The following is a 23,819-nucleotide window of genomic DNA, read 5'->3' on the forward strand; positions in this document are numbered from 1 at the left end:
AGACCAGATTGAAAGCTGGCCTCTCACACGCCTCGAACCCTCAAGGGGAGGGTCACTGGCGAACTTGGCGCAACCTGTCAATCGATGGCTCCGTGGTGAATCACTGGAACAGTCTTGTGTTGAATACTTGGTCGTTCCATACTTTTTGTGTGTCACCCGCCAAGTCCCGCCGCTACGAGTCGCCGCTCCGCCAGGAGACGGCGGCGCGGACCCGCCGGCGGGTCGTCGAGGTCGCCTCGCGACTGTTCGTCGAGCGCGGCTGGGAGGGCGCCTCCATGCGCGATGTCGCGCGCGAAGCGGGATGTTCGGTGGAGACGGTGTACGCGAGCGTCGGGAACAAGACCGCACTGTTGAAGACCGTCCTCGACATCGCGGTCGTCGGCGACGACGCGCAGATCGCACTCGACGATCGCCCGTGGTTCGGCGTGGGGGAAGGTCCCCTCGCGACCCGCGTCGCCGCACTGGCGGAGGTGAGCGCCGGGATCTACCGGCGCACCGCCGAACTGCGCCGTGTCCTCGACAGCGCGGCTCGGAGCAACGCCGAACTCGCCGAGCTGGACGCCGGAAGCCGTGCACAGGAACGCATCTCGCGCACCGCGCTGGTGTCCGCGGCGGCCGGACGGCCGTTGACCGAGCTGGAAGCCGATGCGGTCCAGTCGGTGTTCAGCAATGAGATCTACCGGCTCCTCACCACGGTCAGCGGGTGGAGTCATGCCCAGTATCAACAGTGGGCGGCCGACGCGATCGTGCGGCTGCTCGACCTTCACGAGGAGTAGCAATGCCATGACCGCCGACACCGGCCTGGCCGGACCCGCGGATACCCGAGTCATGCGAATCGTTCATTCGGCCCTGCGGCGGGACTTCGGACGCGCCCGCCACGCGCTCACCGAATGGCCCTATCCCTTCGACGAACAACGCCGGGCGCTGGCCGCCCATCTGCTCTGGATGATGGACTTCCTGCACCATCACCACGAATCCGAGGGCGAGCACCTGTATCCGCTGGTCCGTGAGCGCAATTCGGGAGCCTGGGCCCTCCTCGACACCATGAACACCGATCATCGGTCCATCGCGCCCGCCATGGACGACCTCGCCGCCGCCGCCCGGACCTACCGTGACTCGGCCGAGCATCGCCCGCGCGTGGTCGACGCCCTCGATGCGCTGACCGGCGTCCTGCTTCCGCATCTCGCGCGCGAGGAGGCGGAGATGATGCCGATCGTCTCGCAGACCCTCACCGACGCCGAGTGGCGGCACTGGGATCTCGAATACAACGTGAAACCGTTGGGGCCCATCGATTTATCGGATCAGGGCCTGTTCATCCTCGACGGTCTGCGAGGTCAGGATCGGACCGCCATCACCGAACTGGTCCCCGCGGTGCCGCGCTGGATCATTCTCCACCTGATGATCCACCGCTACCGGCACGGCGCGTTCCAGCGGTGGCGCACCAGCGAGTTCAGTTCCCTGAAGACCACACTCGGCGGCCGCCAGGAATACACGACTTCCGCTTCACCGCAACAGATCTGGGACATTCTCACCGACGTCACCCGCGTCGGCGAGTGGAGTCACGAGTGCCGTTCCGCGCGCTGGCTCGACGGCGCGACCGCGGCGTCCCCGGGCGCCCGATTCGTCGGGTACAGCAAGTCCGGTGTCATGCGCTGGAGCCGCGCCTGCACGATCACGGTGCTGGACGCGCCGCGCGAACTGGGCTGGGTCACCCACGGCGGGGTCTGCGGTGACAACACCGAATGGCGCTACACCCTCGAACCTTCCGAGGGCGGCACGCGCATCGTGCAGACCTATCAGGTGCTGTCCATGCCGATGTGGTTCGACCGCGTCGTCTGGGTCGCGACCCCGGCCCATCATGATCGCCGGTCGGCGCTGCACTCCGATCTGGCCCGATTGGCCGGGATCGCGGAACGCTCGGGCCCTCGGGAGGGGTGAGGGCCGGAGCCGTGTGGTCCGCCGACCGTTCGGTCACGGGTGGTCGGCGGCCCAGGCGCAGATGGCGGCGAGCGGGGTCTGCAGCGACTTGCCGAGTTCGGTGAGGGAGTACTCGATGTGCTGCGGGGCGGTCTCCTTGAAGACGTGGCGTTCGACGAGCCCGTCGGATTCCATGCCGCGCAAGGTCTCGGTGAGCACCTTCTGGGTGATGCCGGGAAGGCGGCGGCGCAGCGCGGCCGGGCGCTGGGCGCCGTCGAGCAACGCGTAGATCAGCAGGATGCGCCATTTGGCGGCCAGGCGTTCGAGGGCCTGGCGGGTGGTGCAGGATTCCTCGAGTACGTCGGGAATCACCAGGTCCATCGCGCCTCCGTTCGGAAGGGCACTTCGAAGTGCCTTCTATCGGTGGCGGGGGTCCGCGCCTACCGTCGTGTTTCACCGTAATGCGACGACTTCGAGGACGAGAGCACCAGATGACTGTCAGCACAGTTCCGTTCACTTTCACCCGCGCCGGAGACCGACTGGTCGGCACCCTGTATGTGCCGGAGGGCGAGCCCACCGGCGTGGTGGTCACGACCGGCCCGCTGACCTCCGTCAAGGAGCAGGCGGCGGGCGTCTACGCCGAAGCGCTGGCGCGCCGCGGGTTCGCCGCCCTGGCCTTCGATCACCGGACCTTCGGCGAGAGCGCCGGGGGGCCGCGGCAATTGGAGGACCCGCTGGGCAAGGCCGCCGACATCAGCGCCGCCGTCTCGGCGCTGGAAGCGGACGAGCGTTTCACCGGTAAGACCGTGGTCGCGCTGGGCGTCTGCGCCGGTGGCGGCTACATGGCCCGCGCGGTCGCCGACGACCCGCGCCTGCGGGCGTTCGCCGGCGTCGCGGGCGTGTATGCCGACGCGGCCGCCAACCCCGCCGATCCGGCGGTGGTCGAGCGCGGCCGCCTGGCACGGGAGCGCCGCCTCGCCACCGGCGAGGTCGAGACCATCCCGGCGGTGGCCGCGGACAACGGCGACGTGGCCATGCCCCTGACCGAGGCGTTCGAGTACTACGGCACCCCGCGCGGCGTGGTCCCCAACTACACGAACGGTTTCGCCGTCGAATCCTTCGAGCACACCGCGGGTTTCGACGCCCAGGAGGCGGCGGCCCGGCTGTCGGTGCCGTTCCTGCTGGTGCACTCCGAGCACGCCCTGGTCCCGCCGTGGGCGCGCAAGTTCTACGCTGGGGTGGCATCCCCGAAATCGGAGCTGTGGCTGGACTCGGTCGGCCAGATCGACTTCTACGACGATCCCCGCCTGATCGAGCCCGCCGCCGACGCGGCCGCCGACCTGTTCCGCGGCGTCTGCTGACCCGCGTGAGGTGAGCCGGATGTGGCCGAGACGAGCCGGGTGGGCGCTGACCGCGATCGCACTGGTCGCGGGCTGCTCGTCCGGCCCGGCCACCACCGGCGGACCGCTGCCGCTGCGGAAGGTCGCCCAGGTGGCCCTGCCGGGCGGCTCGGCCCGATTCGATTACGCGAGCCTGGATTCCGGTCGTGGACTGCTGTTCCTGGCACACATGGGAGCCGGTGAGATCGTCGAGGTCGACGTCCGCGCGCACCGCGTGGTGCGCACGATCGCCGACACCCCGGATGTCCACGGCGTGCTGGTCGTTCCGGAGAAGCACCGGGTGTACGCGACCGTGACCGGGCGTGATCGGCTCATCGCCCTGGACGAGGACAGCGGGTCGGTGCTGTTCACCGCGCCGACCGGGACGTACCCGGACGGGTTGGCCTACGATCCGGTGCGCGACGCGGTCTGGACCACCAATGAGCGCGCGGGCAGCGAGTCGGTCCTCGACGCCGACACCGGCCATGCCCGCGGCACGGTCACTCTGGGCGGCGAAGTCGGCAATGTCGTCTACGACCCGGGTCCCGACCGCATGATCGTGGCGGTGCAGGGCCGAGGCGATCTCGCGGTCATCGACCCCGGCGCGCTGTCGGTCACCGACCGGATTCCGACGCCCGGCTGCTCGGGACCGCACGGTCAGGCGCTGGACGCGGCCCGGCAGCTGATGTACGTCGGCTGCGAGGACGACGCCACGCTGGCCACGGTCGATCTGGCGAAACACGCTGTCACCGACCGGAACAGCGTCGGCCCGACCCCCGACGTACTCGCCTACGATCCCGGCGCGCAGCGCGTCTACGTGGCCGCCGAGAGCGGCTGGGTCGGAATGTTCGACGCCAGGGCCGGGCACCCGGCTCCCATCGGAGCCGAGCACCTGGCCGACGGCGCGCATGTCGTCGTGGTCGATCCGGCCGATCATCACAGCTACTTCCCGATCCCCGCCGCGGCGGCGGGGCCCGTGCTCTGGGAGTTCGAGCCCTCGGCGTAGCCCGGCACCAGCTGCCGCAGGCGCGGCTCCCAGCCCGAACGTTGCTGCGGGAAGCACCGTTCCAGGAGTTCGATCATGATCGCGGGCGCGGTCGACGCACCGGGGGACGCGCCCAGCAAGCCCGCGATCGTGCCGTCGGCGCCGGTGACCAGTTCGGTGCCCATGGTCAGCACACCCACCCGGTCGAGGTCGGGCTTCACCAGTTGCGCGCGCTGTCCGGCCTGGACGAGATACCAGTCGGCCGGATCGGCCTCGGGGTAGAAGCGTTGCAGCTGAGCGAACTTGCGCCGCCGGGTCGCGAGCAACTCGCCGATCAGATAGCGGACCAGCGGCAGATTCTGCAGTCCCGCCGCCACCAGCACCACGATGTTCGTCAGCCGCAGCGTGGTGAACAGGTCGATCAACCTGCCGTACTTGAGCAGCCGCGTACTGAACGTCGCGTACGGGCCGAACAGCAGTGACGACTCACCGTCGACATTCCGCTTGTCCAAGTGCGGCACCGACATCGGGGGAGCGCCCAGCGGGGCCTGGCTGTAGACCTTCGCGTCGTGCCGGGCCACGACCTCGGGGTTGTCGGTACGCAGGAACTGCGCGCCGACCGGGAACACGCCGTAACCGCGCACCTCGGGGATCCGAGCCCGCTGGAGCAGCTTCAGCGCGTAGCCGCCCGCACCCACGAATACGAAGCGGGCGCGGATGGTGAAGCGCCGCTCGCCGTGCCGATCCCGGCCCGTCACCGTCCAGATGCCGTCGGCGTCGCGTCGCAGCCCCTTCACCTCGTGACCGGTGCGCACCCGCGCGCCCGCGTCGGTCATCGCCCGCACGAGCGACCCGGTCAGCGCCCCGAAATCGACGTCGGTGCCCGCCTCGAACCGGGTGGCGGCCACCGGTTGCCCCGGCTTCCGGCCCGCCATGAGCAGGGGAGCCCAGTTCGCGATGACGGCGGGATCCTCGCTGTACTCCATGGCGGCGAACGCGGGCAGCGCGCGCAGGGTCTCGAATCGCCGCCGCAGGTAGTCGACATCTCGCTCGCCGAAGACCACATCCATATGCGGTGTCGCCGTGACGAATCCGGTGTCGGCCAGCGCGCCCCGCTCGGCCAGTCCCGTCCAGAACTGCCGCGACAGCGCGAACATCGACGCGATCTCGGCCGCCTTGCCCGCATCGCCCGGATCGGGCATGTAGTTGAGTTCGCACAGGCCCGAGTGCCCGGTGCCCGCGTTGTTCCACGGATCCGAACTCTCGGCCGCGACCCGGTCGAGCCGCTCCAGCAAGGCCATCGACCAATCCGGTTGCAGCGCCGCGATCATCGCGCCGAGGGTGGCCGACATGATGCCGCCGCCGATCAGTACGACATCGAGAATCTCTGTGTCCGTGGCGGTTTCGCTGTGTGTGGTGTGGTCGTTCATCTGCGTGACCTCCTGGTCGGCGGGTACTCCGTCATCGTCACGCCACGCGTATCCATCCGTCCAATGTTCATTCCGAGCCGTTATGATCCGAATATGGATGAATTGTCGTCATCGCAGGTGGAAGCCCTGATCCCGTTGCTCGCGGCGTTCGATGCGGCCGCGGGGGAGGGACACGTCACCCGGGCGGCGCAGCGGCTGGGCGTGCCGCAGTCGTCGTTGAGCCGCCGATTGAAGGCGGTCGAGCAGGCGGTCGGGGTGAAACTCTTCCAACCGGTCGGTCGGCGCATCGCCCTCACCGCCGCCGGCCAGGAACTCTACGAACGCACCCGCGGCCTGGTCCAGGCCCTCACCGATGCCGTCGACGTGGTCCGCAGCGACGCCGACCCCGACAGCGGCCTGGTCCGCTTCGGTTTCCCGTTCACCCTCGGCCCGGTCAGCATCCCGTCACTCCTGGCCGACTTCCACGCGGGCGCACCCCGTATCCGCCTGCACCTCGTGCAGGCTCACGGCAGCGCCCTGACCGCGATGGTCCGCGACGGCCGCCTGGATCTGGCCGTCACCATCCCGGCCCCCGACGACCTGCCCGGGATCATCCTCGGCCACCAGCGCCTGCATCTGTACGTCGCCGACGCCCACCCGCTGGCAACCCGTGCCGAGGTCGAGTTCGCCGAACTGGCCGACGAGCCGTTCATCGCGAACCCGCCGACCTACCACCTGCGTCGCCTGGTCGACTCCTGGTGCGCCGAGGCCGGATTCACCCCGCGCGTCGGCTTCGAGATCACCGAGTTCGAGACGCTGCGCGCCCTGGTCGCCCAGAATCTCGGCATCGCGGTGCTGCCCGCACTGGAGGTCGCCCACCCGGGCCTGTCACGCGTGAGCCTGGCCGGTGCGCGGGACCGCAGCATCGGCCTGGTCTCGGGCAGCCACCGCCCGACTCCCGCGGTGGCACGCCTGCGTGATCACGTTGCCGCGCAGGCCCTGTCGTATCTCGGGCGCGGCGCGGCCCCGGCTACTCCTGATAGGTCGTGAGGATGCGCCGGATCGACGAGGTGACCGGCAGGTCCCCGGTCAGCGGCACCCACCGGTATTCGGCGTAGTTGGTCACCCGCACCGGTCCGGCGCTGGCCACCACCGCGGCGAAATGCTCCCGGCGCACCGGTTTCCCGGCGCTGGACAGGTAGTCGAAGCTGCCGAGGTGGCGCAAGATATCGGTGACCGCCAGCCCGGTCTCCTCGCGCACGGCCCGCACCACCGCGCTGGCCAGCGACTCGCCCGGGCGCACCACTGTGCCCGGTAGGTGCAGCGGACTGCGCCCTTCGACGTGCTCCTCGTGCTCGAGCATCAGTACCGAGTCATTGTGCTCGACGACCACCCCTACCCGTAGCGCGACTCCCTCCGCGGCGGCCCGCTCCCGCAGTTCCTGCAACACCGTTTCGCCGATGGACTGCCCGGGCGAAACTTCGAAATCCCACACTGCACACCACATCCCGTATCACCGGACACCGTCGACCGATATGGATAACGCTACCGGCGGAGAAACGGTCGGCGGCAGAGACATTCGCAAGAATAGGCGCACTTCCGCCCCAGCGATCCTGGGTCCGGAAACTTTCTCGACACCGGCCCGAAATGCCTGCGTGCCATCGCCGCGGCGGGGGTGGGAAGCTGGACCCGTACCGCCTACGAGAGGAGTCATCGTGAAGGTGTTCCAGATCGGCGCGGCCGGCGGTATCGGCCGCCGCCTGGCGACCCTGCTCACCGCTCGCGGTGACGAGGTCACCGGCATGCACCGCGGCCCCGCGCAGGCCGAGATCATCGCCGCGACCGGCGCGACCCCGCTGCACGGCGACCTGATCGCCGATTCGGTCGACGAGCTGGCCGCCAAGTTCCACGGCCACGACGCCATCGTCTTCTCCGCGGGCGCGCACGGCACCGGCACGGACCAGACCAGCCTCATCGACGGCCGGGGCCTGGAGAAGGCCGCCGACGCCGCCCGCTTCGCCGGTGTCGCCCGCTTCGTCCTGGTCTCGGTGTTTCCGGACGCGGGCCGCGATCGCGAAACCACGCCGGGCTTCGAGCACTACATGCGCGTGAAGAAGACCGCCGACGCCTACCTGGTCGGCACCGACCTGGACTGGCTGATCATCCGCCCCGGAACCCTGCGCGACGAACCCGGAAGCGGCCTGGTCACCGCCGGACTGGCGATCGAATACGGGGATGTGCGCCGCGATGACGTCGCCGCGTTCATCGATGTGGCCCTGCACCGCCCGGCCCTGAATCGCGTGATCCTCGAACTCACCGAGGGCCATACGCCGGTCGCGGACGCGATCGAACTCGTGCTCGACCGCTCGACCACCCTCCGCCGCTAGCGCCGCGCGGCCGGGGGTCGCGGCGGCCCGACGGCCGGGGTCGACCACCGCCACCGCAGCGCCGCGGTGCGCCAACCGAAGGCGGTCACCGCGGCCGCGCCGGTGGCGACGGTCATCCCGGTCTTGAATCGGCTCGCCGATCCCGGCGTCCGGGCCCTGGTCGTCTACGGCGCCGAGCTCGGAACGGCGTCGTCCATGGCGCTGCGCGAATTGACCCGCCCGGCCGCCGATCCGGCTCCGGATTAGCTGAAAGCCACATTTCGCGCCGAAATTTCGCGCCCCGATCGCGGGCGGGTGCGGCAATCGCGCGAGATACCTGGAATAGTTGGGGCGGAACGCACAGGACCAAGGCGAAAGCGGGGATGTTGGTGACTTCGACTGACGGTGTGAGCGGGGTAAGCACGGTGAAGGACGCACCTTCGGCTCCGAGCACCCTCGAGCGCGATGTCCAGACCCTGGAAAAGGCGATCTACGAAGTCAAACGTGTGATCGTCGGTCAGGATCGGCTGGTCGAGCGGCTGTTGGTCGGTGTTCTCGCCAAGGGGCACGTGCTGCTCGAAGGTGTGCCGGGTATCGCCAAGACCCTGGCCGTGGAGACCTTCGCGACCGTGGTGGGCGGCAGCTTCTCGCGCGTGCAGTTCACCCCGGACCTGGTGCCCACCGACCTCGTCGGTACCCGCATCTACCGGCAGGGCCGCGAGGAGTTCGACACCGAGCTGGGCCCGGTGGTCGCCAACTTCGTGCTCGCCGACGAGATCAACCGCGCGCCCGCCAAGGTGCAGTCCGCGCTGCTCGAGGTGATGGCCGAGCGGCACGTGTCCATCGGCGGCAAGACCTACCCGATGCCGAATCCGTTCCTGGTCATGGCGACTCAGAACCCGATCGAGTCGGAGGGTGTGTACCCGCTGCCCGAGGCGCAGCGCGACCGCTTCCTGTTCAAGGTCGTCGTCGACTACCCCTCGGTCGAGGAGGAGCGCGAGATCATCTACCGGATGGGTGTCACCCCGCCGGAGCCCAAGCGGGTGCTCGACCCGGCTGAGCTGGTGCGGCTGCAGAATGTCGCCGCCAACACCTTCGTGCACCACGCCCTGGTCGACTACGTCGTCCGGGTGATCGCCGCGACCCGCAAGCCCGCCGACTTCGGCATGCAGGATGTCGCCGGCTGGATCTCCTACGGCGCGTCCCCGCGAGCCTCGCTGGGCATCATCGCCGCCGCCCGCGCGGTGGCCCTGATCCGCGGCCGCGACTACGTGGTGCCGCAGGACGTGGTCGAGGTGATCCCGGACGTACTGCGTCACCGCCTGGTGCTGTCCTACGACGCGCTGGCCGACGAGGTCAGCCCGGACGACGTGATCAAGCGCGTGCTGCAGACCGTCGGCCTGCCGCAGGTCGCCGCTCAGGCCAACGCTCCGGCCGGCGCGCCCGCCCCGATGCCCGCCGCCGTGCCGCAGCCCGGCATTCCGCAGCAGCCGGGCGTGCCCGCGCAGGGTATTCCGCAGCCGCCGCAGCAGGGCATCCCGCAGCCTCCGAACGGTCAGATGCCCGGCGTCCCCGGTCAGCCGCAGCCGAAGTAGGTGGCCACGGAATCGACTGCGCCCGTGACGATCTCAACTCCCAGCGACTCCCCGCACGCCCCGCCCTCGTTCCGGCAGGGTCAGCTCACCGACCCGCGGTTGTCGGCGGCGCTGCGGACGCTCGAACTCACCGTGCGCCGGCGCCTGGACGGCGTGCTGCACGGTGACCACCTGGGCCTGATCCCGGGTCCCGGCTCCGAGCCCGGCGACGCCCGCATGTATCAGCCCGGCGACGATGTGCGGCAGATGGATTGGTCGGTCACCGCCCGCACCACCCACCCGCACGTGCGGCAGATGATCGCCGACCGTGAGCTGGAGACCTGGCTGGTGGTCGACCTGTCGGCCAGCCTCGATTTCGGTACCGCGCTGTGCGAGAAGCGGGATCTGGTGGTCGCCGCGGCGGCCGCGGTCACGCATCTGACCAGCGGCGGCGGCAACCGGATCGGTGCGGTGGTGACCAATGGCAATGAGCTGATCCGCATTCCGGCCCGCAGCGGCCGGGTGCACGAGCAGTCGCTGCTGCGCAAGATCGCGACTACCCCGCACGCCCCGGACGGTGTCCGCGGTGACCTGCGCGACGCGATCGAGGCGTTGCGCAGACCGCAGCGCAAACGCGGTCTGGCCGTGGTCATTTCCGATTTCCTGGGTGATATCGACTGGCAGCGGTCGCTGCGCGCCATCTCCGGCCGCCACGACCTGCTCGGTGTCGAGGTCCTGGACCCGCGCGATCTGGAGCTTCCGGATCTGGGCGATGTGGTCCTGCACGACCCGGAGACCGGACGCACACGGGAATTCAGTGTGACCCCCACGCTCCGCGCCGATTTCGCGCGCGCCGCGCAAGGCCATCGGGATCAGGTCGAGCAGGCGTTGCGCAGTTGTGGTGCGCCGGTGATGACCCTGCGCACCGACGGCGACTGGATCGCGGACGTGGTTCGATTCGTGTCCACCCGGCGCCACACCTTTGGCGCCCCGAACGCCGGACGGGTGCCGCGCCAGTGACTATCGGCGAGCTGACCTTCAGCCTTTCGCATTTCGCCTACCAGTATTGGCTGGCCTTCCTGGCCGTGATCGCGCTGGCGGCGCTGATCTACATCCTGATGCAGCAGCGGCGTCGCAAACAGATGCTGCGCTTCTCCAATATGGAGATGCTGGAGAAGGTGGCGCCCCGCCAGCCCAAGCCGTGGCGGCACATTCCCGTCGCGGTGACCCTGGTGGGCCTCATGTTCCTCACCTTCGCCGCGGCCGGTCCGACCGCGGCGAAGAAGGTGCCCCGCAACCGCGCCACGGTGATCCTGGTGATCGACGTGTCGCTGTCGATGGAGGCCACCGACGTGCCGCCCAGCCGGATCCAGGTGGCCAAGAAGGCCGCCAAGGAATTCGCGGACAATCTGACCCCGGGCATCAACCTGGGCCTGGTCACCTTCGCGGGTACCGCGTCGGTGCAGGTGTCGCCGACCACGAATCGGGAGGCGGTCAAGGCCGCCATCGACACCATGAAGCTGGCCGAGCGCACCGCCACCGGTGAGGGCATCCTGACCGCGTTGCAGTCCATCGACACCCTGGCCTCGGTGCTGCCGGGTGCGGAGAAGCCGCCGCCGGCCCAGGTGGTGCTCATGTCCGACGGTAAGCAGACCGTCCCGGACGACAAGGATGTCGAGAATCCCCGCCACGGCTTCACCGCCGCGCGTCTGGCGAAGGAGAAAGGCATTCCGGTGTCGACGATTTCGTTCGGCACCACGTGGGGCACCGTGGAGATCCCCGACCAGGACGGCAAGGGCTCCCAGCGGGTCCGCGTCCCGGTGGACGACGATTCGCTGCGCGAGATCGCGAAACTGTCCGGCGGCGAATTCTTCACCGCCTCCACGCTGGAAGAACTCAAGAACGTCTACGCGCACTTGGAAGAGCAGATCGGCTTCGAGACGACCGTCGCCGACGCCAGTCGCCCGTGGTTGCTGCTGGGTTTGGTGGTGACTGCCGCCGGGTTGGTGGCCGCGTTGCTCTATCGTCAGCGTCTGCCGTAAATCGGTACCGCGCGCCGAGTCCCGAACACGAACAGATAGGTTTGCGTCTATGTCGAACATCACATCCCGGTCGGTCCTGGTGACCGGCGGTAATCGCGGCATCGGGCTCGCGGTCGCCCAGCGCCTGCTCGCCGACGGACACAAGGTCGCCGTCACCCACCGCGGGTCCGGCGTTCCCGAGGGGCTCTTCGGCGTGAAATGCGATGTGACCGATAGCGAATCGGTCGATCGGGCGTTCTCCGAGGTGGAGGCGCACCAGGGTCCGGTCGAGGTGCTGGTCGCGAACGCGGGCATCACCGATGACACCCTGCTGATGCGCATGACCGAGGAGCAGTTCACCCGGGTCATCGACGCCAACCTGACCGGCGCCTTCCGTTGCGCCAAGCGCGCCAACCGCGCCATGCTGCGGGCCCGCTGGGGCCGCATGATCTTCCTGGGCTCCGTGGTCGGTCTGGGCGGTGGCCCCGGTCAGATCAACTACGCCTCCTCCAAGGCCGGTGTCATCGGTCTGGCGCGCTCGGTGACCCGCGAGCTGGGTTCGCGCAACATCACCGCCAATGTGGTCGCCCCCGGCTTCATCGAGACCGATATGACGGCCGAGCTGCCCGAGGACCTGAAGGAGACCGCCAAGAAGTTCATTCCGCTGCAGCGTCTCGGCCAGGCCGAGGACGTCGCCGCGGTCGTCAGCTTCCTGGCCTCCGAGGATTCTCGCTACGTCTCCGGCGCGATCATCCCCGTCGACGGCGGAATGGGCATGGGCCACTGAGCCTTCCGCTCAGGCCCGACCCGAACCCTCACCCCCAGCATTTCTAACGAGGAGAACCCACCACCCCATGGCTGGATTGCTCGCAGGCAAGACCGTACTCATCACCGGCATCATCACCGACTCGTCCATCGCCTTCCACGCGGCCGCGGTCGCGCAGGAGCAGGGCGCGAAGGTGATCATCACCGGCATCCCGGAGCGGCTGCGCCTCATCGACCGCATCGCCAAGCGCCTGCCGCAGGAGGTGCCCCCGGCCATCGGTCTGGACGTCACCAGCGAGGAGAACCTGGCCGAGCTGCCGGAGAAGCTGCGTGAGCTGGCTCCGGAGGGCATCGACGGCGTGCTGCACTCGATCGCCTTCGCGCCCAAGACCCTGATGGGCCCGGACGCGGTGAACTTCCTCGACGCCCCCGGCCCGGACGCGGCCAAGGCGTTCGAGATCTCGGCGTGGTCGTACGCCTCGCTGGCGCGCGCCGTGCTCCCCGCCATGAACGAGGGCGGCTCCATCGTGGGCATGGACTTCGATCCGCGTACCGCGATGCCGTTCTACAACTGGATGGGTGTCGCCAAGGCGGCGCTGGAGTCGGTGAACCGCTACGTGGCGCGGGAGGTGGGCGCCGCCAAGAAGATCCGCTCCAACCTGATCGCGGCCGGTCCGATCAAGACCCTCGCGGCCAAGGCCATCGCGGGCACCGCCACCGATGACGCCAAGCAGCTGAACATGCTCAACGAGTACTGGGACGGTGCGTCCCCGATCGGCTGGGATGTCGACGACCCGACCGTGGTCGCCAAGTCCGTGTGCGCGCTGCTGTCGGATTGGCTGCCCGGCACCACCGGTTCGATCATCTACGTCGACGGCGGCGCCAGCCACAACACCTGGTTCCCGGAATCCGGTTTCGGCGCCAACTGATCGTCATCGGTTCGATTTTCTGAGGAGGAGAGCAGTGCAGGCGGAGCCCGCGGCTCGTGAAGTGGACGCCCTGCTACTGCTGTCCTTCGGCGGTCCCGAGCGCCCCGAGGACGTGATGCCGTTCCTGGAGAACGTCACTCGGGGCCGGGGCGTGCCGCCGGAACGCCTGGCCGAGGTCGCGCAGCATTATCTGCACTTCGGCGGGGTGTCCCCGATCAATGCGCTGAACCTCGACATCATCAAGGCGATCGAGGCCGAATTCGGCTCGCGCGGTATCGATCTGCCGGTGTATTTCGGCAATCGCAACTGGCATCCCATGGTCGAGGCGACCGTCGAGGGCATGCGCGCCGACGGTGTTCGCTCGGCGCTGGTGTTCCCGACGTCCGCGTGGGGCGGGTATTCGGGCTGCCTGCAATACCAGGAGGACATCACGCGTGCCCGCGCCGCGGTCGCCGATGCTCCCGAATTGGTGAAGTTGCGCCAATATTTCGATCATCCGTTGTTCGTGGAGGCGTTCGCGGACGCGATTCGTGCGGCGGTCGCGGAATTGCCGCAGGACAAGCGGGATTCGGCCCGCCTGGTCTTCACCGCGCATTCCGTGCCGGTCTCCGCCGATATCGCCTCCGGTCCGCCCGCCGAGCAGCGTCTCTACAGCCGTCAGGTCGCGGAGGCGGCCCGATTGTGCGCGGCGGCAACCGGATTCGACGCCTACGACCTGGTGTGGCAGTCGCGTTCGGGCCCGCCGCAGGTGCCGTGGCTGGACCCCGACATCGTCGACCATCTCGACGCGCTCGCCGACCGGGGCGTGGACTCCGTCGTGGTGTGCCCGGTGGGTTTCGTCTCCGACCACCTCGAGGTCATCTGGGACCTGGACAACGAGGCGAAAGAGCGTGCCGCCGAACTGGGTATGGCCTTCGCCCGCGCCGCCACCCCCGGCCCGGACCCGCGTTTCGCGCGCATGGTCGCCGATCTGGTGCAGGAGTACCTGACCGCCGCCGCCCCGGCGCGTCTGAGCGACATCACCGGCCTGGGCTGCACCGTCGACGGCGCGCCGTGCGTGGTCGGCTGCTGCGCCCTGCCGCCGCGCAGGCCCGCGGTGGCACCGGCGGCCGCCGAATTGTAGTCTCGCCCAGGTGACTACACCCGGACGCGGAACCCCGCAACGCCGTCAGCCCGCCTCCGGCGGCACCGCCGCCCGCAAGCCGCAGCGCACCTTCGGCCCGCCGGACATGTTCGTCTGGGCGCCCGTGCTGACCCTGTTCCTGGCCGCCGGCATCGTCGGCACCATCGGCCAGTCCATCATGTTCGCCGCCGCCTGCGTCGCCATCGCGGTGGTCATGCTGGTGGCCGACATGTTCTTCAACCGCTGAACGATTCGCCTGTCAGTGCAGGACGTTCACCGCGCGGGCGACGACCAGGCTCACGGTGACGAGGGAGACCCCGGACTGCACCATCATGAGGAGCTTGGCCCAGCGGGTCATCGGCATCACGTCGGTGGGGCTGAATGCGGTCGCGTTGGTGAACGACAGATACAGATAATCCGGAAATTGCGGCTCCCATTCGGGATCGGCGAGTTCCGGATTCTGCATCTGGACCCACAGGAAATCCGGATACGGCTTGCGGGCGTGGGCGCGCGCCGCGGGACCGCCCCGGTCGAAATCCCAGTACCAGAGCGCGAACACCAGCACGTTGGACAGCCAGACCGCGGCGCCCGAGCCGAGCAGACCGGCGGCGTTGTTCGCGGCCGTCCCGTTGATCAGCGATTTCACCAGGTGGGACACCGACCACACCATGCCGAAGCCGAGCAGCGCCATCAACAGCAGGCTGAATCGCCGCAGTCGTTCGTCCTCGCGGTCGAGCCGTACCGGGTTGGCGATCACCAGGACGAGCAGCAGCGCGAACCCGACGATCGGCACGACCCAGTTGGGCCCGGCCGAGTATTCGGGCGGCAGGAGGTACTGCACCAGCAGGATCCCGATGACGGCCGCGGTGGCCGCCCAGCGCGATTCCCCGGTCGTGCGCCGCGCCCACGCGGGTACCTGGTCGTCGTCGGCGTCGTTCCTGGCTGCGCTCACGATCGTGAGTATGCCCGGCGGGCAAAGGTGACAGAAGTATGACGCGGGCTCGCGAACGGACTTTCCGTCGGGCAGGGTGGGTTGTAGCTGAGGCCTACCAAGGAGGTCATGTGGCACGGGAGTACAACCGGAATCCGGCGGCGGTGGCGGCGCTGTCGCCCGAGCAGTATCACGTCACCCAGGAGAACGGCACCGAGCGGGCGTTCACCGGCGAGTACTGGGACAACCACGAGCCCGGTATCTACGTGGACGTGGTGTCCGGGGAGCCGTTGTTCGCGTCGACGGACAAGTTCGAGAGCGGATCGGGGTGGCCGAGTTTCACCAAGCCGATCGACGCGACGAATGTGGCCGAGAAGCGCGACGTCAGCCATTTCATGGTGCGCACCGAGGTGCGATCGGTGCACGGTGACAGCCATCTGGGCCATGTGTTCCCCGATGGCCCGCGCGACGCGGGCGGGCTGCGCTACTGCATCAACTCGGCGTCGCTGCGGTTCGTGCATCTCGACGATCTGGAATCCGAAGGCTACGGACAGTACAAGACGCTGTTCACGAAGGAGGAAGCGTGAGCGACACACGCAAGGCGATTCTGGCCGGTGGCTGTTTCTGGGGCATGCAGGATCTGATCCGGCGTCAGCCCGGTGTCATCGACACCCGGGTCGGATACACCGGCGGCAGCAACGACAACCCCACGTACCGCAATCACCCCGGGCACGCGGAGGCCGTGGAGATCGTCTACGACCCGGCCCGGACCGATTACCGTGCGCTGCTGGAGTTCTTCTTCCAGATCCACGATCCGAGCACGCGGGATCGGCAGGGCAACGACATCGGCTCGAGCTACCGTTCCGCCATCTTCTACCTGGATGACGAGCAGAAGCGGGTCGCCGAGGACACCATCGCCGACGTGGACGCCTCGGGCCTGTGGCCGGGCAAGGTGGTCACCGAGGTGACCCCGGCGAGCGCGTTCTGGGACGCCGAGCCGGAGCACCAGGACTACCTGGTCCGCTACCCGAACGGCTACACCTGCCACTTCCCGCGTCCGGGCTGGAAGCTGCCCCGGCGCGAGACGACGGCATAGCAGTGAAAACGAGGGCCTCACCGCGGCATTCGCCCCGTTGAGGCCCTTCTTTTCGCCCGTTGCCGGGATTAGCCTGAGGCCGGACCACTACGGCAACGACTGGGGCAACAACCGCGGCTACCAGCAGTCGCCGTGGTGGTGCCGATTCGGCAGCTGCTGACGGTAATTCGTCGCCGTCCCGTGCCGTCCCGTGCCGTCCCGGCGCGGGACGGCTGAACTCTGTCCGCCCGACCCTCAGTTGCCGGCCAGCGACCGCGCGATGACCAGGCGCTGGATCTGGTTGGTGCCCTCGAAGATCTGGGTGATCTCGCAGCCAATCCTGCGGACCTCCAGGAATATTCGCAATACCGCACTGACATGTGCAGGTGCATCTCTGGGCTTCTGGCGAGCTCTACCGCGTTCCGCGACCTTGACGGCCTGGTGACGGCCTGCGGACCGAGGTCGGGATCGATCCTCAGGTTCCGACGATCGCATGGTGAAGCAAGTCGACAACGAATCCGTGCAGGGTGCCAAGCTCCGCCCGAAGTTCGTCGTGCGTCGGTCGGCTGGTGTTCCCGTGCACGAGTTTGCTGCGTGTCGTGTACGCCCTTCCGAAGAAGGTCGACGGATCGAAACCGCCGTACTCCTTGTCACCCAAGGTGGATGCCAGCTTGCGCCCGGATTCCGTGATCGACTCCTTTTTCCCGTAGCCGATGTGCTGAATGATCGTCTCGAGCTCCTCCGGGCTGAGGTCAAGCTCCTCGGCATGACGCTGGCACGATTCGAGTGCTGCGCGGATCGTGGCTGACTGCCGCGCGGGTTTTAGGAGTGCTTCGATGGCAGTGACCAGCGTGATGTATTGCGTTTCAGGGTTTTGATCGAACCTTGATGCGTGGAGCAGAGTCAGAGCCAGAGTCTGTCGTGCGGACATCGTCGAAGATGCCGCCCCAGCGTCACGAATCGCGTTGAGCAGCTCGGATGATGGCCGTTGGACTGACAGGTCAGCTGTGAACGATACGAACGCCGACAGCGGGTTGTCGGACTCGGGGTGGACCAGCAACCCATGGCGGTCCTTCAGCAAGACCGGTGCCTCCGGCGGAAAGTCCGTCTGACTGAGCGGAATCCGGGAAGGATGCGGCTCGGCTTCATCGCCAATATTGATCCCGACGAAGCGATCTGAACAGGCCAGTAGCAGCCGTCTGCGCCAGCTCATGCCTGCCTTTAGCGCATCTTCTGCAGTTGGGTATGGACCACCAGCTAGAAGTAGTCTTGCCGCCGCCGGGAACAGCTCGTTGTCGGCCGAAGGGCGCAGGACTACCTCGACCCCAGACTCGGAGAACAGCACAAGCCGATTGCCTTCCGCGGCAATGTACTCACCCGGCACCAGGTCGATTGTGTTGCGGAAGCGGAACTGTGTGGTCACCCGCCGAAGCTTTCCACGCGTGTTTCGGAATCGACACTGGTTTTGGCCTGACGGGTTCGTTCCAGTCGTCGGGCCAGATCCGCACCGAGCTAGTCGATGTGAGCACACGCCGCTACGGAGACTGTTCTTCTCCCTGCTTCCTCATACTGGCCCTCCTCTGCGCAAGGAGGTCGGGTCAAGGGTGGGCTTTGCCCATCGGCTTGCCGACGCGACGAAGGAGCGCCCTTGACGCGGCCTCCTGGAGCGAGACAATCGGGCCTATGAGGAGGCGGGGAACCCTCGGTCTGTCCGCCCCATCGAGTGCTCGGCGCGGACGTCGTTAAATACGTAAAAGGGGAATTCGGCAGCTGTTTGCGTGACGGGTGGTCAGCGACCGGACCTGGTGGCGCCAGGCCCGGTCTGTGTCGGCCGGATCAGAACGGCGGTTCGTTGTCGTCGGTGCTGCCGTTGCCGCGGATGCGACGGGTGATCTTCGCGAACTGGTATTTCAGGTCGATCGCTACCGTGTCGGCGGTCAGTTGCAGGGCAGCGTGCGGTTTGGAGTCCTTGCCGATGTAGGCGTCGGGGACCAGGCGGTGGCCGGTGACGGTGACGCGGCAGCCTTTGACCAGGCTGTCGGCAGTCTCCTGGGCGAGGTCGCCCCAGCAGGCGATGCGCATGACGGTCTTGCCGGCGTCGACCCACTGGTTTTGCTGGCGGTCGAACACGCGGTCGTTGGCGATGACGGTGAAGTTGGTGACGAGCTTGCCGGTGTTGGTCGTGCGCGGTTCGGGATCGTCGGCGAGATGGCCGGTGATGGTGATGGACACGGTGCTGGCCATGACGGTGACCTCCTGGTGGTGGAGTCCGGGTGGTGCCGGGCTCTCGGTGTCTGGTGGGACGGGAGTCGCTGTGGTGGGCACTGTGCGGCCTCGTCAAGACTTGCCGTGGATGCGCCTCCCAAAAGACTTGTGCGTCAGCTCGATTGGGAGGTGTAGCCGCGGTGACACCGCTTGGTCTTGGCGTGGCCGTGCGGGGTCTGCCATGGTGGCACTCGGCCTACCGGACATCGGGAGAACGGTGCTCGGACTTCGCCATCGGGAGGGCATCGGCGTGGCTGGTGCCGCGGCTGTCGTCAGCGCCGGGCGGCTTGGTGATGATTGCGGGCCGTGAACGGGCGGCATCGGGATGGTCGGCGCGAACTTCGCTGGCGGCGGCGATGGCCGTGGGCTCGATCGTCAGCGGGATCGGTGGGTCGGTGCTGGGGAGGGCGGCGTGTGTGGCGGTTGCTGGGGTGGCCTTGCCCAGAAGGCTGCTGACAGCCTGGTCGAAGGCTGCTGGGGCGGCGTCGGCGGTCAGCGTCTGGTCGGCGGACCCGCATCGGCGAGGACTCCGAACTGTGGGCTGGGCTGTGACTGGGTGTTGGCACGGTGGTGAGCGGGCTGGAGTGGCAGGGCGCGCAGATTGGTCGGAGTGGCCGTGGCGGCGGTGGCACTGGCGTCGGCGGACCACTGGTCGGCTTCGGCTGGCGCCGAGCGGGTTTGGTGCTGCCGGGTCTGATCGTTGGGCGCGTGTCATGCGGACAGATGCCGGATTGCTCTTTGGAGTGTCATGAGTGGTGCGGGGGCGGGAGCCGCAACGCGCCGACGCTCCGGGGCGGTGGAGCGTGCGGAACCGGCCCGTGTGCGTCGACGCGCGGGGCGGCGCGCGCACGCGCGCCGCTCTTGAACCTGCAGAGGAAAATTCGGCAACAGGGTGGTCGTTGCGCTGGTTCATAACGCACCATTAACCCTGGTCGGATACAACTGATTTCGCAGCTTGATCAACCGCTCAATAGATGCCCGGGGATTAAGAGCATTAACGGCTAGCATATCCAACAGCTTCAAATATTCCGAAACATCCTCCCTTCTGTCAATGTAGAGCGCGCTCGTCAATTGCTCCGTGTAGACGATATCAGGCAACCTCGGCTCGCTAAATCGAAGCAGGCTAAAAGAAGGTGAGAATCCACTCAACGAGCCATCCTTTTGTCCGAGAATCTGAATTACCACCCTACGATGTTGAGACATTGCAATAAGGTGCTCGATCTGTTCAAAAATGATATCTCGACTGACCGGTGCGCAAAGGATGGCTCTCTCATCAATTATTGCCCACAAGGTTGGTGATACCATGCTATTCAGTAGATCCTGACGCTCCATGCGCACCTTGAGCTGCAAATCGACCATACGTTTGATTGGGTCGGACTTGTTCGGAGAGTGCGGAAACTCTATAATTGCTCGGGCGTATTCTGATGTTTGCAGCAGTCCTGGTATGAAGTGCCCTTCGAAGGTTCGGATAGCTGCCGCATTCCGCTCAAGGTGAAGGTATCCCCTAAGCCAGTCTGGCAGAATGTCATCATATTTAGACCAAAAGCCGGACTGCCCGGCATTTTCGGCAACCTGCATCCACTCGTGATGAATACTCCGCTCGGTCTTCCCGTATAGCCTCAGGAGCTGCCGTATTCTGTTCTTGCCAAGATCTACATATCCAAGCTCCAAGAGCCGAATCTCAGAGGTCGGCCAATCGAGAATTTCACTGGCCCTATCCAGTGTGAAACCCTGCGATTCTCGGAGTTCTCTCATGTACCTACCGAGCGCCATACTCAAGACCGTGGGATATACATCCTCCGATCCCTGTGTTGATCGAATTTCGTCAGACGATAGATCCTCGATAAATTCAAGTGAAGTCGCATTGATCTGCGGGCCGGCATCATGTAACGCCCGCAACAGTCGCAGACCGATTGAACGCTGACCCGATTCGATAAGGTCGCCAGCAATCTGAAACGCCTCGCCCATGCCACGCGCACGAGCAAGGGGACGCGCGACTTCGGGCTGAACGGCAGCCTGTTGCTCTGTGGACGTAGGTTCGCCACCACGAAGTACGAGAGGCCCTTCATGATCAGTGGGTGTTGGTTCACCTCCACGAAGGACCTCTCTAGCGCTCCCCGAGTACCACAGAAGAGCCTGCTCTACCCGCGAAAGCGTTCCATCTGAAACCCTGCGGGTGCCACGCTCAAGATCCCCCAGAACGCGGTAACTGAGTCCTGTCGCCTGTGCAAGCTTCTGGCGCGTCTCGAGTCCGACGGATTTTCTTCGTAGGCGAACATAATCTGCTAGACGAAGCCAGTTTTCCGGGACGTCGCTACTCTGGACTTCTAGTTCCGCCACTTCTTCCGCGCTATGGGGAATCCCGCTCATTGTGGTGTCTTAACGCCTCATCAACAGCTGAACCACCGCCACGCCGAGTGCCGCTAGCGGAACGAAGGCGATGCCACTAGCCGAGATCGCCTCCACGAGCGGCTTGCCTGCCGCCATCTTCAAGATGTAGGTGATCAGTGAACCGATCACTGCCAACAGGAACGCAACTATGAGCGCTAGGGCCATCATAGTGCCCCCTCGGCTAGGGCCATCTTGCCCGTTCGACGAAGATGAACCCGAGTTCCTCGCTATCATTGACCTGCTTTCGTGTTCGCCAAAACGGAGCAACTGGCCTCACCTGGGTCACGACCAGGTGGGGCCGCTCCGTATCTTGTCTGTTCAAGGCGGGTGTTGATCGCCTGAGTTGGTGTACGGATGTCCGCTACACTCCCCGGATAGAAACATTCCACGCGGTTCGTGTTTGCGCGGATGCGCGCCCTCAACCCCCCAGCCTCCTGTATCTGTCGGAGGGGCGGCCAGTTGCCTGATCGGGATCCAACTTCCAATTAGAGTTACAGAGATGTGCTTGCATCTGCGATTGCATCACGCCAGCAATGGTAGGCACTCGTGTGCGAAAAGTCGACGTAGGTCGCCAACATTGCCACAGTAAGTTTCTCGCCGAGCATAACCGCAGTTCGGGAGCCCATCCAACAAGTGGCAAGGTTGCCACTTTGACTCGGAGCTACGGAGAAATGTGAACTAATTCCCTCTTGGTATTTATGTACCTTTTGACCAATATTTCGCATATTTCCGAATCTCATCGCGAGACGAAGCGGGGCGACGGGCGGCGCTGACACTTCGACAGAAGCGGGCGTGAGTGTTCGCCTGGCCGATATCAGAACTGCTGTTCTAGCTCAGGCCGTAGGCCTCCGCCAGTACGTCGCCGAGATCACGGCGGCGACCACGTGCGCGTAACATGGCCGGTCATGGACGCTGCGACGGCAGAACTGCTTGTACCGCTGACCGACTCGCGGCGTGCACACACGATTGCAGTGGGGCGCAAGGTTGAACGGGTTGCTCGCCTCGTGCCGGAGCTTCTCCGTGCGGAGGTGGTTACAGCGGCATACCTTCACGATGTGGGCTACGGCTACCCCGCAACCGGCTTCCATCCGTTAGACGGGGCGGAACTGCTGGCGGCGCGGGGATACTCCTTGACGGTCTGCCACCTGGTTGCCTTCCACTCCGCGAGCACGGTGGAGGCTGATGTCCGCGGCATCCCCCAAGAGACGCTTGATCAATTCACAATGTCTGCAGATGTGCCAGGGCTCGATATCGCCAGCGACTTGGTGTGGTGGGCCGACATGACCACCGGACCGACGGGCGAGACACTCACACTGGACGAACGGCTGGCAGACATCCGGGTTCGATACCCGGAAGGAACGTTGGTACGCATCGCGATCGACCGGGCCGAACCGCTGTTGCGTGGAGCGGTTCAGCGAGCTTCGGGGTCGATGTAGGGTTCTGGCTTGGACAGCGCCCAATCGATGCGCTTGCGCTGGCTTGGGTCCATCGTCAGCGTCGGAATCTGCTCGACCGGAACCCATTCGACTCGAGTGCTCTCGCTGCTGGTGGTTGGCTCCCCACCGACAACCTCACCGCGGTAGATGACCGTGAACTCCTGGCGTACCTCGTCATTGCTGGTGTAGTGAATGACGTGCGTGGGGTCGGTGAAGACACCTACGAGCCCGGTGAGTCGGATGTCGACGCCGGTTTCCTCTTGGGTCTCCCGGACGGCGGTTCTGCTCAGCGACTCGCCCGGATCATGTGCGCCACCGGGCATCGACCAATTGCCGTTGTCGGATCGGCAGATGAGTAGGACTTCATCGCCGCGGCGAACGAAAGCGCCGGCACTCGGCCGGACGCTGTTCGCGGTGGGTGCGTTCGGGTCCTGGTGGTAGTCAATGCGACGGCCCATGTTGATCAGAGTACTGCGGGTTCAGCTGTTGCCCAGACTGCTTCAAACGAGTCGTGGTAGTAGCTGAACAAGTGCCCACCTTGAACCTGCTGGAGGTGCTGCACTGGTGACTTGGCTGCGTACGCGCCATAGCTATGGGTGTTGACCAGCATTGATTCATCGAAGCGGTAGATGCTGTTGTACAGCACTGTGTGATGGGTTCGGATGTTAACCCGAGGTAGCTGGACTGTCTCCCAGAGGTATTCGAGGGTGGAGTGGCATCGCTGAGGTAGCGAGGGCAAACCTTCCTCGCGGGCCCGTGCCCTCACATTCGCCGAATCGCTCTCCCCAAGGAGGATTCGAATCTCTGCGCCAGCCTTGGACTTCTCGCGTACAACGTTGACGAAATCGAGCGACTCGACCAGGAATCCGCCCGCGTAGACGAGTACCTCGATGTTCTCGCTCGCCTGGCGCATCAGTGAGCGCCAAACGTCGTGCGGCACTTCCGATCGGGTTGGCCAAATCTGAACGATCTCTGACAGGGACGCGGCGGACGATCGGGCTCCAGCTAGTAGTTCGGGCCAGAGGTAGGTCTCCTCGCATCCGAGTATCCGGGCAACCTTCAATCGAATTCCTGGATGTGGACGGCGATCTTGAGTTAGCCATCGCTCCACCGTCTTCGGGCCGACATCTAGCTTTTCGGCAAGGCTGTTCTTGCTGATCTCAGCGGAAGCCATTGCCCCCCTGAGCCGTTCGTTCCCCATAGGGACATGGTACGCCTGCAAGTGTCCCTAAGTGTCCCTTTTTGCTGGTTAT

The 23,819-nt window shown here is 66.3% G+C and carries 27 protein-coding genes; 17 read left to right on the forward strand and 10 right to left on the reverse strand.

Annotated elements, in window-relative coordinates:
* The first annotated feature begins 149 nt into the window (after positions 1–149).
* Both ACQPYY_RS16330 and ACQPYY_RS16335 read left to right on the forward strand, forming a co-directional pair.
* Entirely contained in the window at positions 150–776 is a 627-nt protein-coding gene (locus ACQPYY_RS16330; RefSeq protein ID WP_433594381.1) for a TetR/AcrR family transcriptional regulator, read from the forward strand.
* Positions 777–783: 7 nt separating this feature from the next.
* Positions 784–1,938, forward strand: a complete 1,155-nt coding sequence (locus ACQPYY_RS16335) for a hemerythrin domain-containing protein (RefSeq protein WP_433594382.1) — start codon at positions 784–786, stop codon at positions 1,936–1,938.
* Between the two features lie 33 nt (positions 1,939–1,971).
* On the opposite strand, the gene ACQPYY_RS16340 is transcribed toward ACQPYY_RS16335, so the two are convergent.
* On the reverse strand, positions 1,972–2,298 hold the full coding sequence (locus ACQPYY_RS16340) for a winged helix-turn-helix transcriptional regulator (RefSeq protein WP_357276973.1): 327 nt from the start codon (positions 2,296–2,298) through the stop codon (positions 1,972–1,974).
* A gap of 110 nt (positions 2,299–2,408) precedes the next feature.
* Between ACQPYY_RS16340 and ACQPYY_RS16345 the strand changes: the two genes are divergently transcribed.
* Positions 2,409–3,278, forward strand: a complete 870-nt coding sequence (locus ACQPYY_RS16345; protein ID WP_433594383.1) for an alpha/beta hydrolase — start codon at positions 2,409–2,411, stop codon at positions 3,276–3,278.
* A gap of 19 nt (positions 3,279–3,297) precedes the next feature.
* Positions 3,298–4,302: a YncE family protein gene (locus ACQPYY_RS16350; RefSeq protein WP_433594384.1), complete on the forward strand. Its 1,005-nt coding sequence runs from the start codon at positions 3,298–3,300 to the stop codon at positions 4,300–4,302.
* Here the strand turns inward: ACQPYY_RS16350 and mqo are convergent.
* Entirely contained in the window at positions 4,239–5,711 is a 1,473-nt protein-coding gene (mqo, locus tag ACQPYY_RS16355) for a malate dehydrogenase (quinone) (protein WP_433594385.1), read from the reverse strand. The genes ACQPYY_RS16350 and mqo overlap by 64 nt on opposite strands.
* Positions 5,712–5,804: 93 nt before the next feature.
* Between mqo and ACQPYY_RS16360 the strand changes: the two genes are divergently transcribed.
* A complete protein-coding gene (locus ACQPYY_RS16360; RefSeq protein WP_433594386.1) occupies positions 5,805–6,740 on the forward strand; it encodes a LysR family transcriptional regulator in 936 nt (311 codons plus the stop codon).
* On the opposite strand, the gene ACQPYY_RS16365 is transcribed toward ACQPYY_RS16360, so the two are convergent.
* Positions 6,721–7,185, reverse strand: a complete 465-nt coding sequence (locus ACQPYY_RS16365) for an NUDIX hydrolase (protein WP_433594387.1) — start codon at positions 7,183–7,185, stop codon at positions 6,721–6,723. The two genes, ACQPYY_RS16360 and ACQPYY_RS16365, sit on opposite strands and share 20 nt — an antisense overlap.
* Positions 7,186–7,405: 220 nt before the next feature.
* Between ACQPYY_RS16365 and ACQPYY_RS16370 the strand changes: the two genes are divergently transcribed.
* The 9 genes from ACQPYY_RS16370 to ACQPYY_RS16410 all read left to right on the forward strand — a co-directional run bounded on the left by ACQPYY_RS16370 (position 7,406) and on the right by ACQPYY_RS16410 (position 14,715).
* On the forward strand, positions 7,406–8,077 hold the full coding sequence (locus ACQPYY_RS16370) for an NAD(P)H-binding protein (protein WP_433594388.1): 672 nt from the start codon (positions 7,406–7,408) through the stop codon (positions 8,075–8,077).
* A gap of 66 nt (positions 8,078–8,143) precedes the next feature.
* Positions 8,144–8,323 carry a hypothetical protein gene (locus ACQPYY_RS16375; RefSeq protein WP_433594389.1) on the forward strand — a complete coding sequence of 60 codons (180 nt, stop codon included), beginning with the start codon at positions 8,144–8,146 and terminating at the stop codon, positions 8,321–8,323.
* A 116-nt stretch (positions 8,324–8,439) separates the two neighbouring features.
* On the forward strand, positions 8,440–9,651 hold the full coding sequence (locus ACQPYY_RS16380; RefSeq protein WP_357082395.1) for an AAA family ATPase: 1,212 nt from the start codon (positions 8,440–8,442) through the stop codon (positions 9,649–9,651).
* Positions 9,652–9,675: 24 nt separating this feature from the next.
* Entirely contained in the window at positions 9,676–10,650 is a 975-nt protein-coding gene (locus ACQPYY_RS16385; RefSeq protein WP_379098899.1) for a DUF58 domain-containing protein, read from the forward strand.
* Entirely contained in the window at positions 10,647–11,672 is a 1,026-nt protein-coding gene (locus ACQPYY_RS16390) for a VWA domain-containing protein (RefSeq protein ID WP_357276959.1), read from the forward strand. The genes ACQPYY_RS16385 and ACQPYY_RS16390 overlap by 4 nt, the downstream gene beginning before the upstream one ends.
* A gap of 49 nt (positions 11,673–11,721) precedes the next feature.
* Positions 11,722–12,438: a 3-oxoacyl-ACP reductase FabG1 gene (fabG1, locus tag ACQPYY_RS16395; protein WP_357276957.1), complete on the forward strand. Its 717-nt coding sequence runs from the start codon at positions 11,722–11,724 to the stop codon at positions 12,436–12,438.
* Positions 12,439–12,505: 67 nt separating this feature from the next.
* On the forward strand, positions 12,506–13,345 hold the full coding sequence (gene inhA, locus ACQPYY_RS16400) for an NADH-dependent enoyl-ACP reductase InhA (RefSeq protein ID WP_433594390.1): 840 nt from the start codon (positions 12,506–12,508) through the stop codon (positions 13,343–13,345).
* Positions 13,346–13,379: 34 nt separating this feature from the next.
* The gene (locus tag ACQPYY_RS16405) at positions 13,380–14,468 is read left to right on the forward strand and encodes a ferrochelatase (RefSeq protein ID WP_433594391.1); all 1,089 of its coding nucleotides are present in this window, start codon (positions 13,380–13,382) and stop codon (positions 14,466–14,468) included.
* A gap of 10 nt (positions 14,469–14,478) precedes the next feature.
* Positions 14,479–14,715 carry a hypothetical protein gene (locus ACQPYY_RS16410; RefSeq protein WP_433594392.1) on the forward strand — a complete coding sequence of 79 codons (237 nt, stop codon included), beginning with the start codon at positions 14,479–14,481 and terminating at the stop codon, positions 14,713–14,715.
* A gap of 12 nt (positions 14,716–14,727) precedes the next feature.
* On the opposite strand, the gene ACQPYY_RS16415 is transcribed toward ACQPYY_RS16410, so the two are convergent.
* On the reverse strand, positions 14,728–15,420 hold the full coding sequence (locus ACQPYY_RS16415; protein WP_433594393.1) for a hypothetical protein: 693 nt from the start codon (positions 15,418–15,420) through the stop codon (positions 14,728–14,730).
* A gap of 110 nt (positions 15,421–15,530) precedes the next feature.
* Between ACQPYY_RS16415 and msrB the strand changes: the two genes are divergently transcribed.
* On the forward strand, positions 15,531–15,986 hold the full coding sequence (msrB, locus tag ACQPYY_RS16420) for a peptide-methionine (R)-S-oxide reductase MsrB (protein WP_357276948.1): 456 nt from the start codon (positions 15,531–15,533) through the stop codon (positions 15,984–15,986).
* Positions 15,983–16,495: a peptide-methionine (S)-S-oxide reductase MsrA gene (gene msrA / locus ACQPYY_RS16425; RefSeq protein ID WP_433594394.1), complete on the forward strand. Its 513-nt coding sequence runs from the start codon at positions 15,983–15,985 to the stop codon at positions 16,493–16,495. Before msrB ends, msrA begins: the two co-directional genes overlap by 4 nt.
* Positions 16,496–16,949: 454 nt before the next feature.
* Here msrA and ACQPYY_RS16430 read toward each other — a convergent pair whose 3' ends face one another.
* The 4 genes from ACQPYY_RS16430 to ACQPYY_RS16445 form a co-directional block, all read right to left on the reverse strand.
* Positions 16,950–17,897 (reverse strand): hypothetical protein, encoded by a 948-nt coding sequence (locus ACQPYY_RS16430; protein ID WP_433594395.1) that lies wholly within the window; start codon positions 17,895–17,897, stop codon positions 16,950–16,952.
* 413 nt (positions 17,898–18,310) lie between these two features.
* Positions 18,311–18,718, reverse strand: a complete 408-nt coding sequence (locus ACQPYY_RS16435) for a single-stranded DNA-binding protein (protein ID WP_433594396.1) — start codon at positions 18,716–18,718, stop codon at positions 18,311–18,313.
* A 930-nt stretch (positions 18,719–19,648) separates the two neighbouring features.
* Complete coding sequence (locus ACQPYY_RS16440; RefSeq protein ID WP_433594397.1) at positions 19,649–21,109, reverse strand: helix-turn-helix domain-containing protein; 1,461 nt, start codon at positions 21,107–21,109, stop codon at positions 19,649–19,651.
* Positions 21,110–21,118: 9 nt separating this feature from the next.
* A complete protein-coding gene (locus tag ACQPYY_RS16445; RefSeq protein ID WP_433594398.1) occupies positions 21,119–21,298 on the reverse strand; it encodes a hypothetical protein in 180 nt (59 codons plus the stop codon).
* Positions 21,299–22,035: 737 nt separating this feature from the next.
* Between ACQPYY_RS16445 and ACQPYY_RS16450 the strand changes: the two genes are divergently transcribed.
* A complete protein-coding gene (locus ACQPYY_RS16450) occupies positions 22,036–22,566 on the forward strand; it encodes an HD domain-containing protein (RefSeq protein ID WP_433594399.1) in 531 nt (176 codons plus the stop codon).
* Here ACQPYY_RS16450 and ACQPYY_RS16455 read toward each other — a convergent pair.
* Both ACQPYY_RS16455 and ACQPYY_RS16460 read right to left on the reverse strand, forming a co-directional pair.
* Entirely contained in the window at positions 22,542–23,024 is a 483-nt protein-coding gene (locus ACQPYY_RS16455) for an NUDIX hydrolase (RefSeq protein WP_433594400.1), read from the reverse strand. The two genes, ACQPYY_RS16450 and ACQPYY_RS16455, sit on opposite strands and share 25 nt — an antisense overlap.
* 5 nt (positions 23,025–23,029) lie before the next feature.
* Positions 23,030–23,767 carry a helix-turn-helix domain-containing protein gene (locus ACQPYY_RS16460; RefSeq protein ID WP_433594401.1) on the reverse strand — a complete coding sequence of 246 codons (738 nt, stop codon included), beginning with the start codon at positions 23,765–23,767 and terminating at the stop codon, positions 23,030–23,032.
* Positions 23,768–23,819: the final 52 nt, after the last annotated feature.

Source organism: Nocardia sp. CA-145437 (assembly GCF_050956485.1).
In the GTDB taxonomy this organism is placed as follows: Bacteria; Actinomycetota; Actinomycetes; order Mycobacteriales; family Mycobacteriaceae; genus Nocardia.

Coding starts and splice junctions, on each gene's coding strand:
- ACQPYY_RS16345 (WP_433594383.1), top strand. CDS start 2,409: ATGACTGTCAGCACAGTTCCGTTCACTTTCACCCGCGCCGGAGACCGA.
- fabG1 (WP_357276957.1), top strand. CDS start 11,722: ATGTCGAACATCACATCCCGGTCGGTCCTGGTGACCGGCGGTAATCGC.
- ACQPYY_RS16360 (WP_433594386.1), top strand. CDS start 5,805: ATGGATGAATTGTCGTCATCGCAGGTGGAAGCCCTGATCCCGTTGCTC.
- ACQPYY_RS16450 (WP_433594399.1), top strand. CDS start 22,036: ATGGACGCTGCGACGGCAGAACTGCTTGTACCGCTGACCGACTCGCGG.
- ACQPYY_RS16350 (WP_433594384.1), top strand. CDS start 3,298: ATGTGGCCGAGACGAGCCGGGTGGGCGCTGACCGCGATCGCACTGGTC.
- ACQPYY_RS16455 (WP_433594400.1), bottom strand. CDS start 23,024: ATGGGCCGTCGCATTGACTACCACCAGGACCCGAACGCACCCACCGCG.
- ACQPYY_RS16460 (WP_433594401.1), bottom strand. CDS start 23,767: ATGGGGAACGAACGGCTCAGGGGGGCAATGGCTTCCGCTGAGATCAGC.
- ACQPYY_RS16335 (WP_433594382.1), top strand. CDS start 784: ATGACCGCCGACACCGGCCTGGCCGGACCCGCGGATACCCGAGTCATG.
- ACQPYY_RS16380 (WP_357082395.1), top strand. CDS start 8,440: ATGTTGGTGACTTCGACTGACGGTGTGAGCGGGGTAAGCACGGTGAAG.
- ACQPYY_RS16340 (WP_357276973.1), bottom strand. CDS start 2,298: ATGGACCTGGTGATTCCCGACGTACTCGAGGAATCCTGCACCACCCGC.
- mqo (WP_433594385.1), bottom strand. CDS start 5,711: ATGAACGACCACACCACACACAGCGAAACCGCCACGGACACAGAGATT.
- inhA (WP_433594390.1), top strand. CDS start 12,506: ATGGCTGGATTGCTCGCAGGCAAGACCGTACTCATCACCGGCATCATC.
- ACQPYY_RS16445 (WP_433594398.1), bottom strand. CDS start 21,298: ATGATGGCCCTAGCGCTCATAGTTGCGTTCCTGTTGGCAGTGATCGGT.
- ACQPYY_RS16440 (WP_433594397.1), bottom strand. CDS start 21,109: ATGAGCGGGATTCCCCATAGCGCGGAAGAAGTGGCGGAACTAGAAGTC.
- ACQPYY_RS16435 (WP_433594396.1), bottom strand. CDS start 18,718: ATGGCCAGCACCGTGTCCATCACCATCACCGGCCATCTCGCCGACGAT.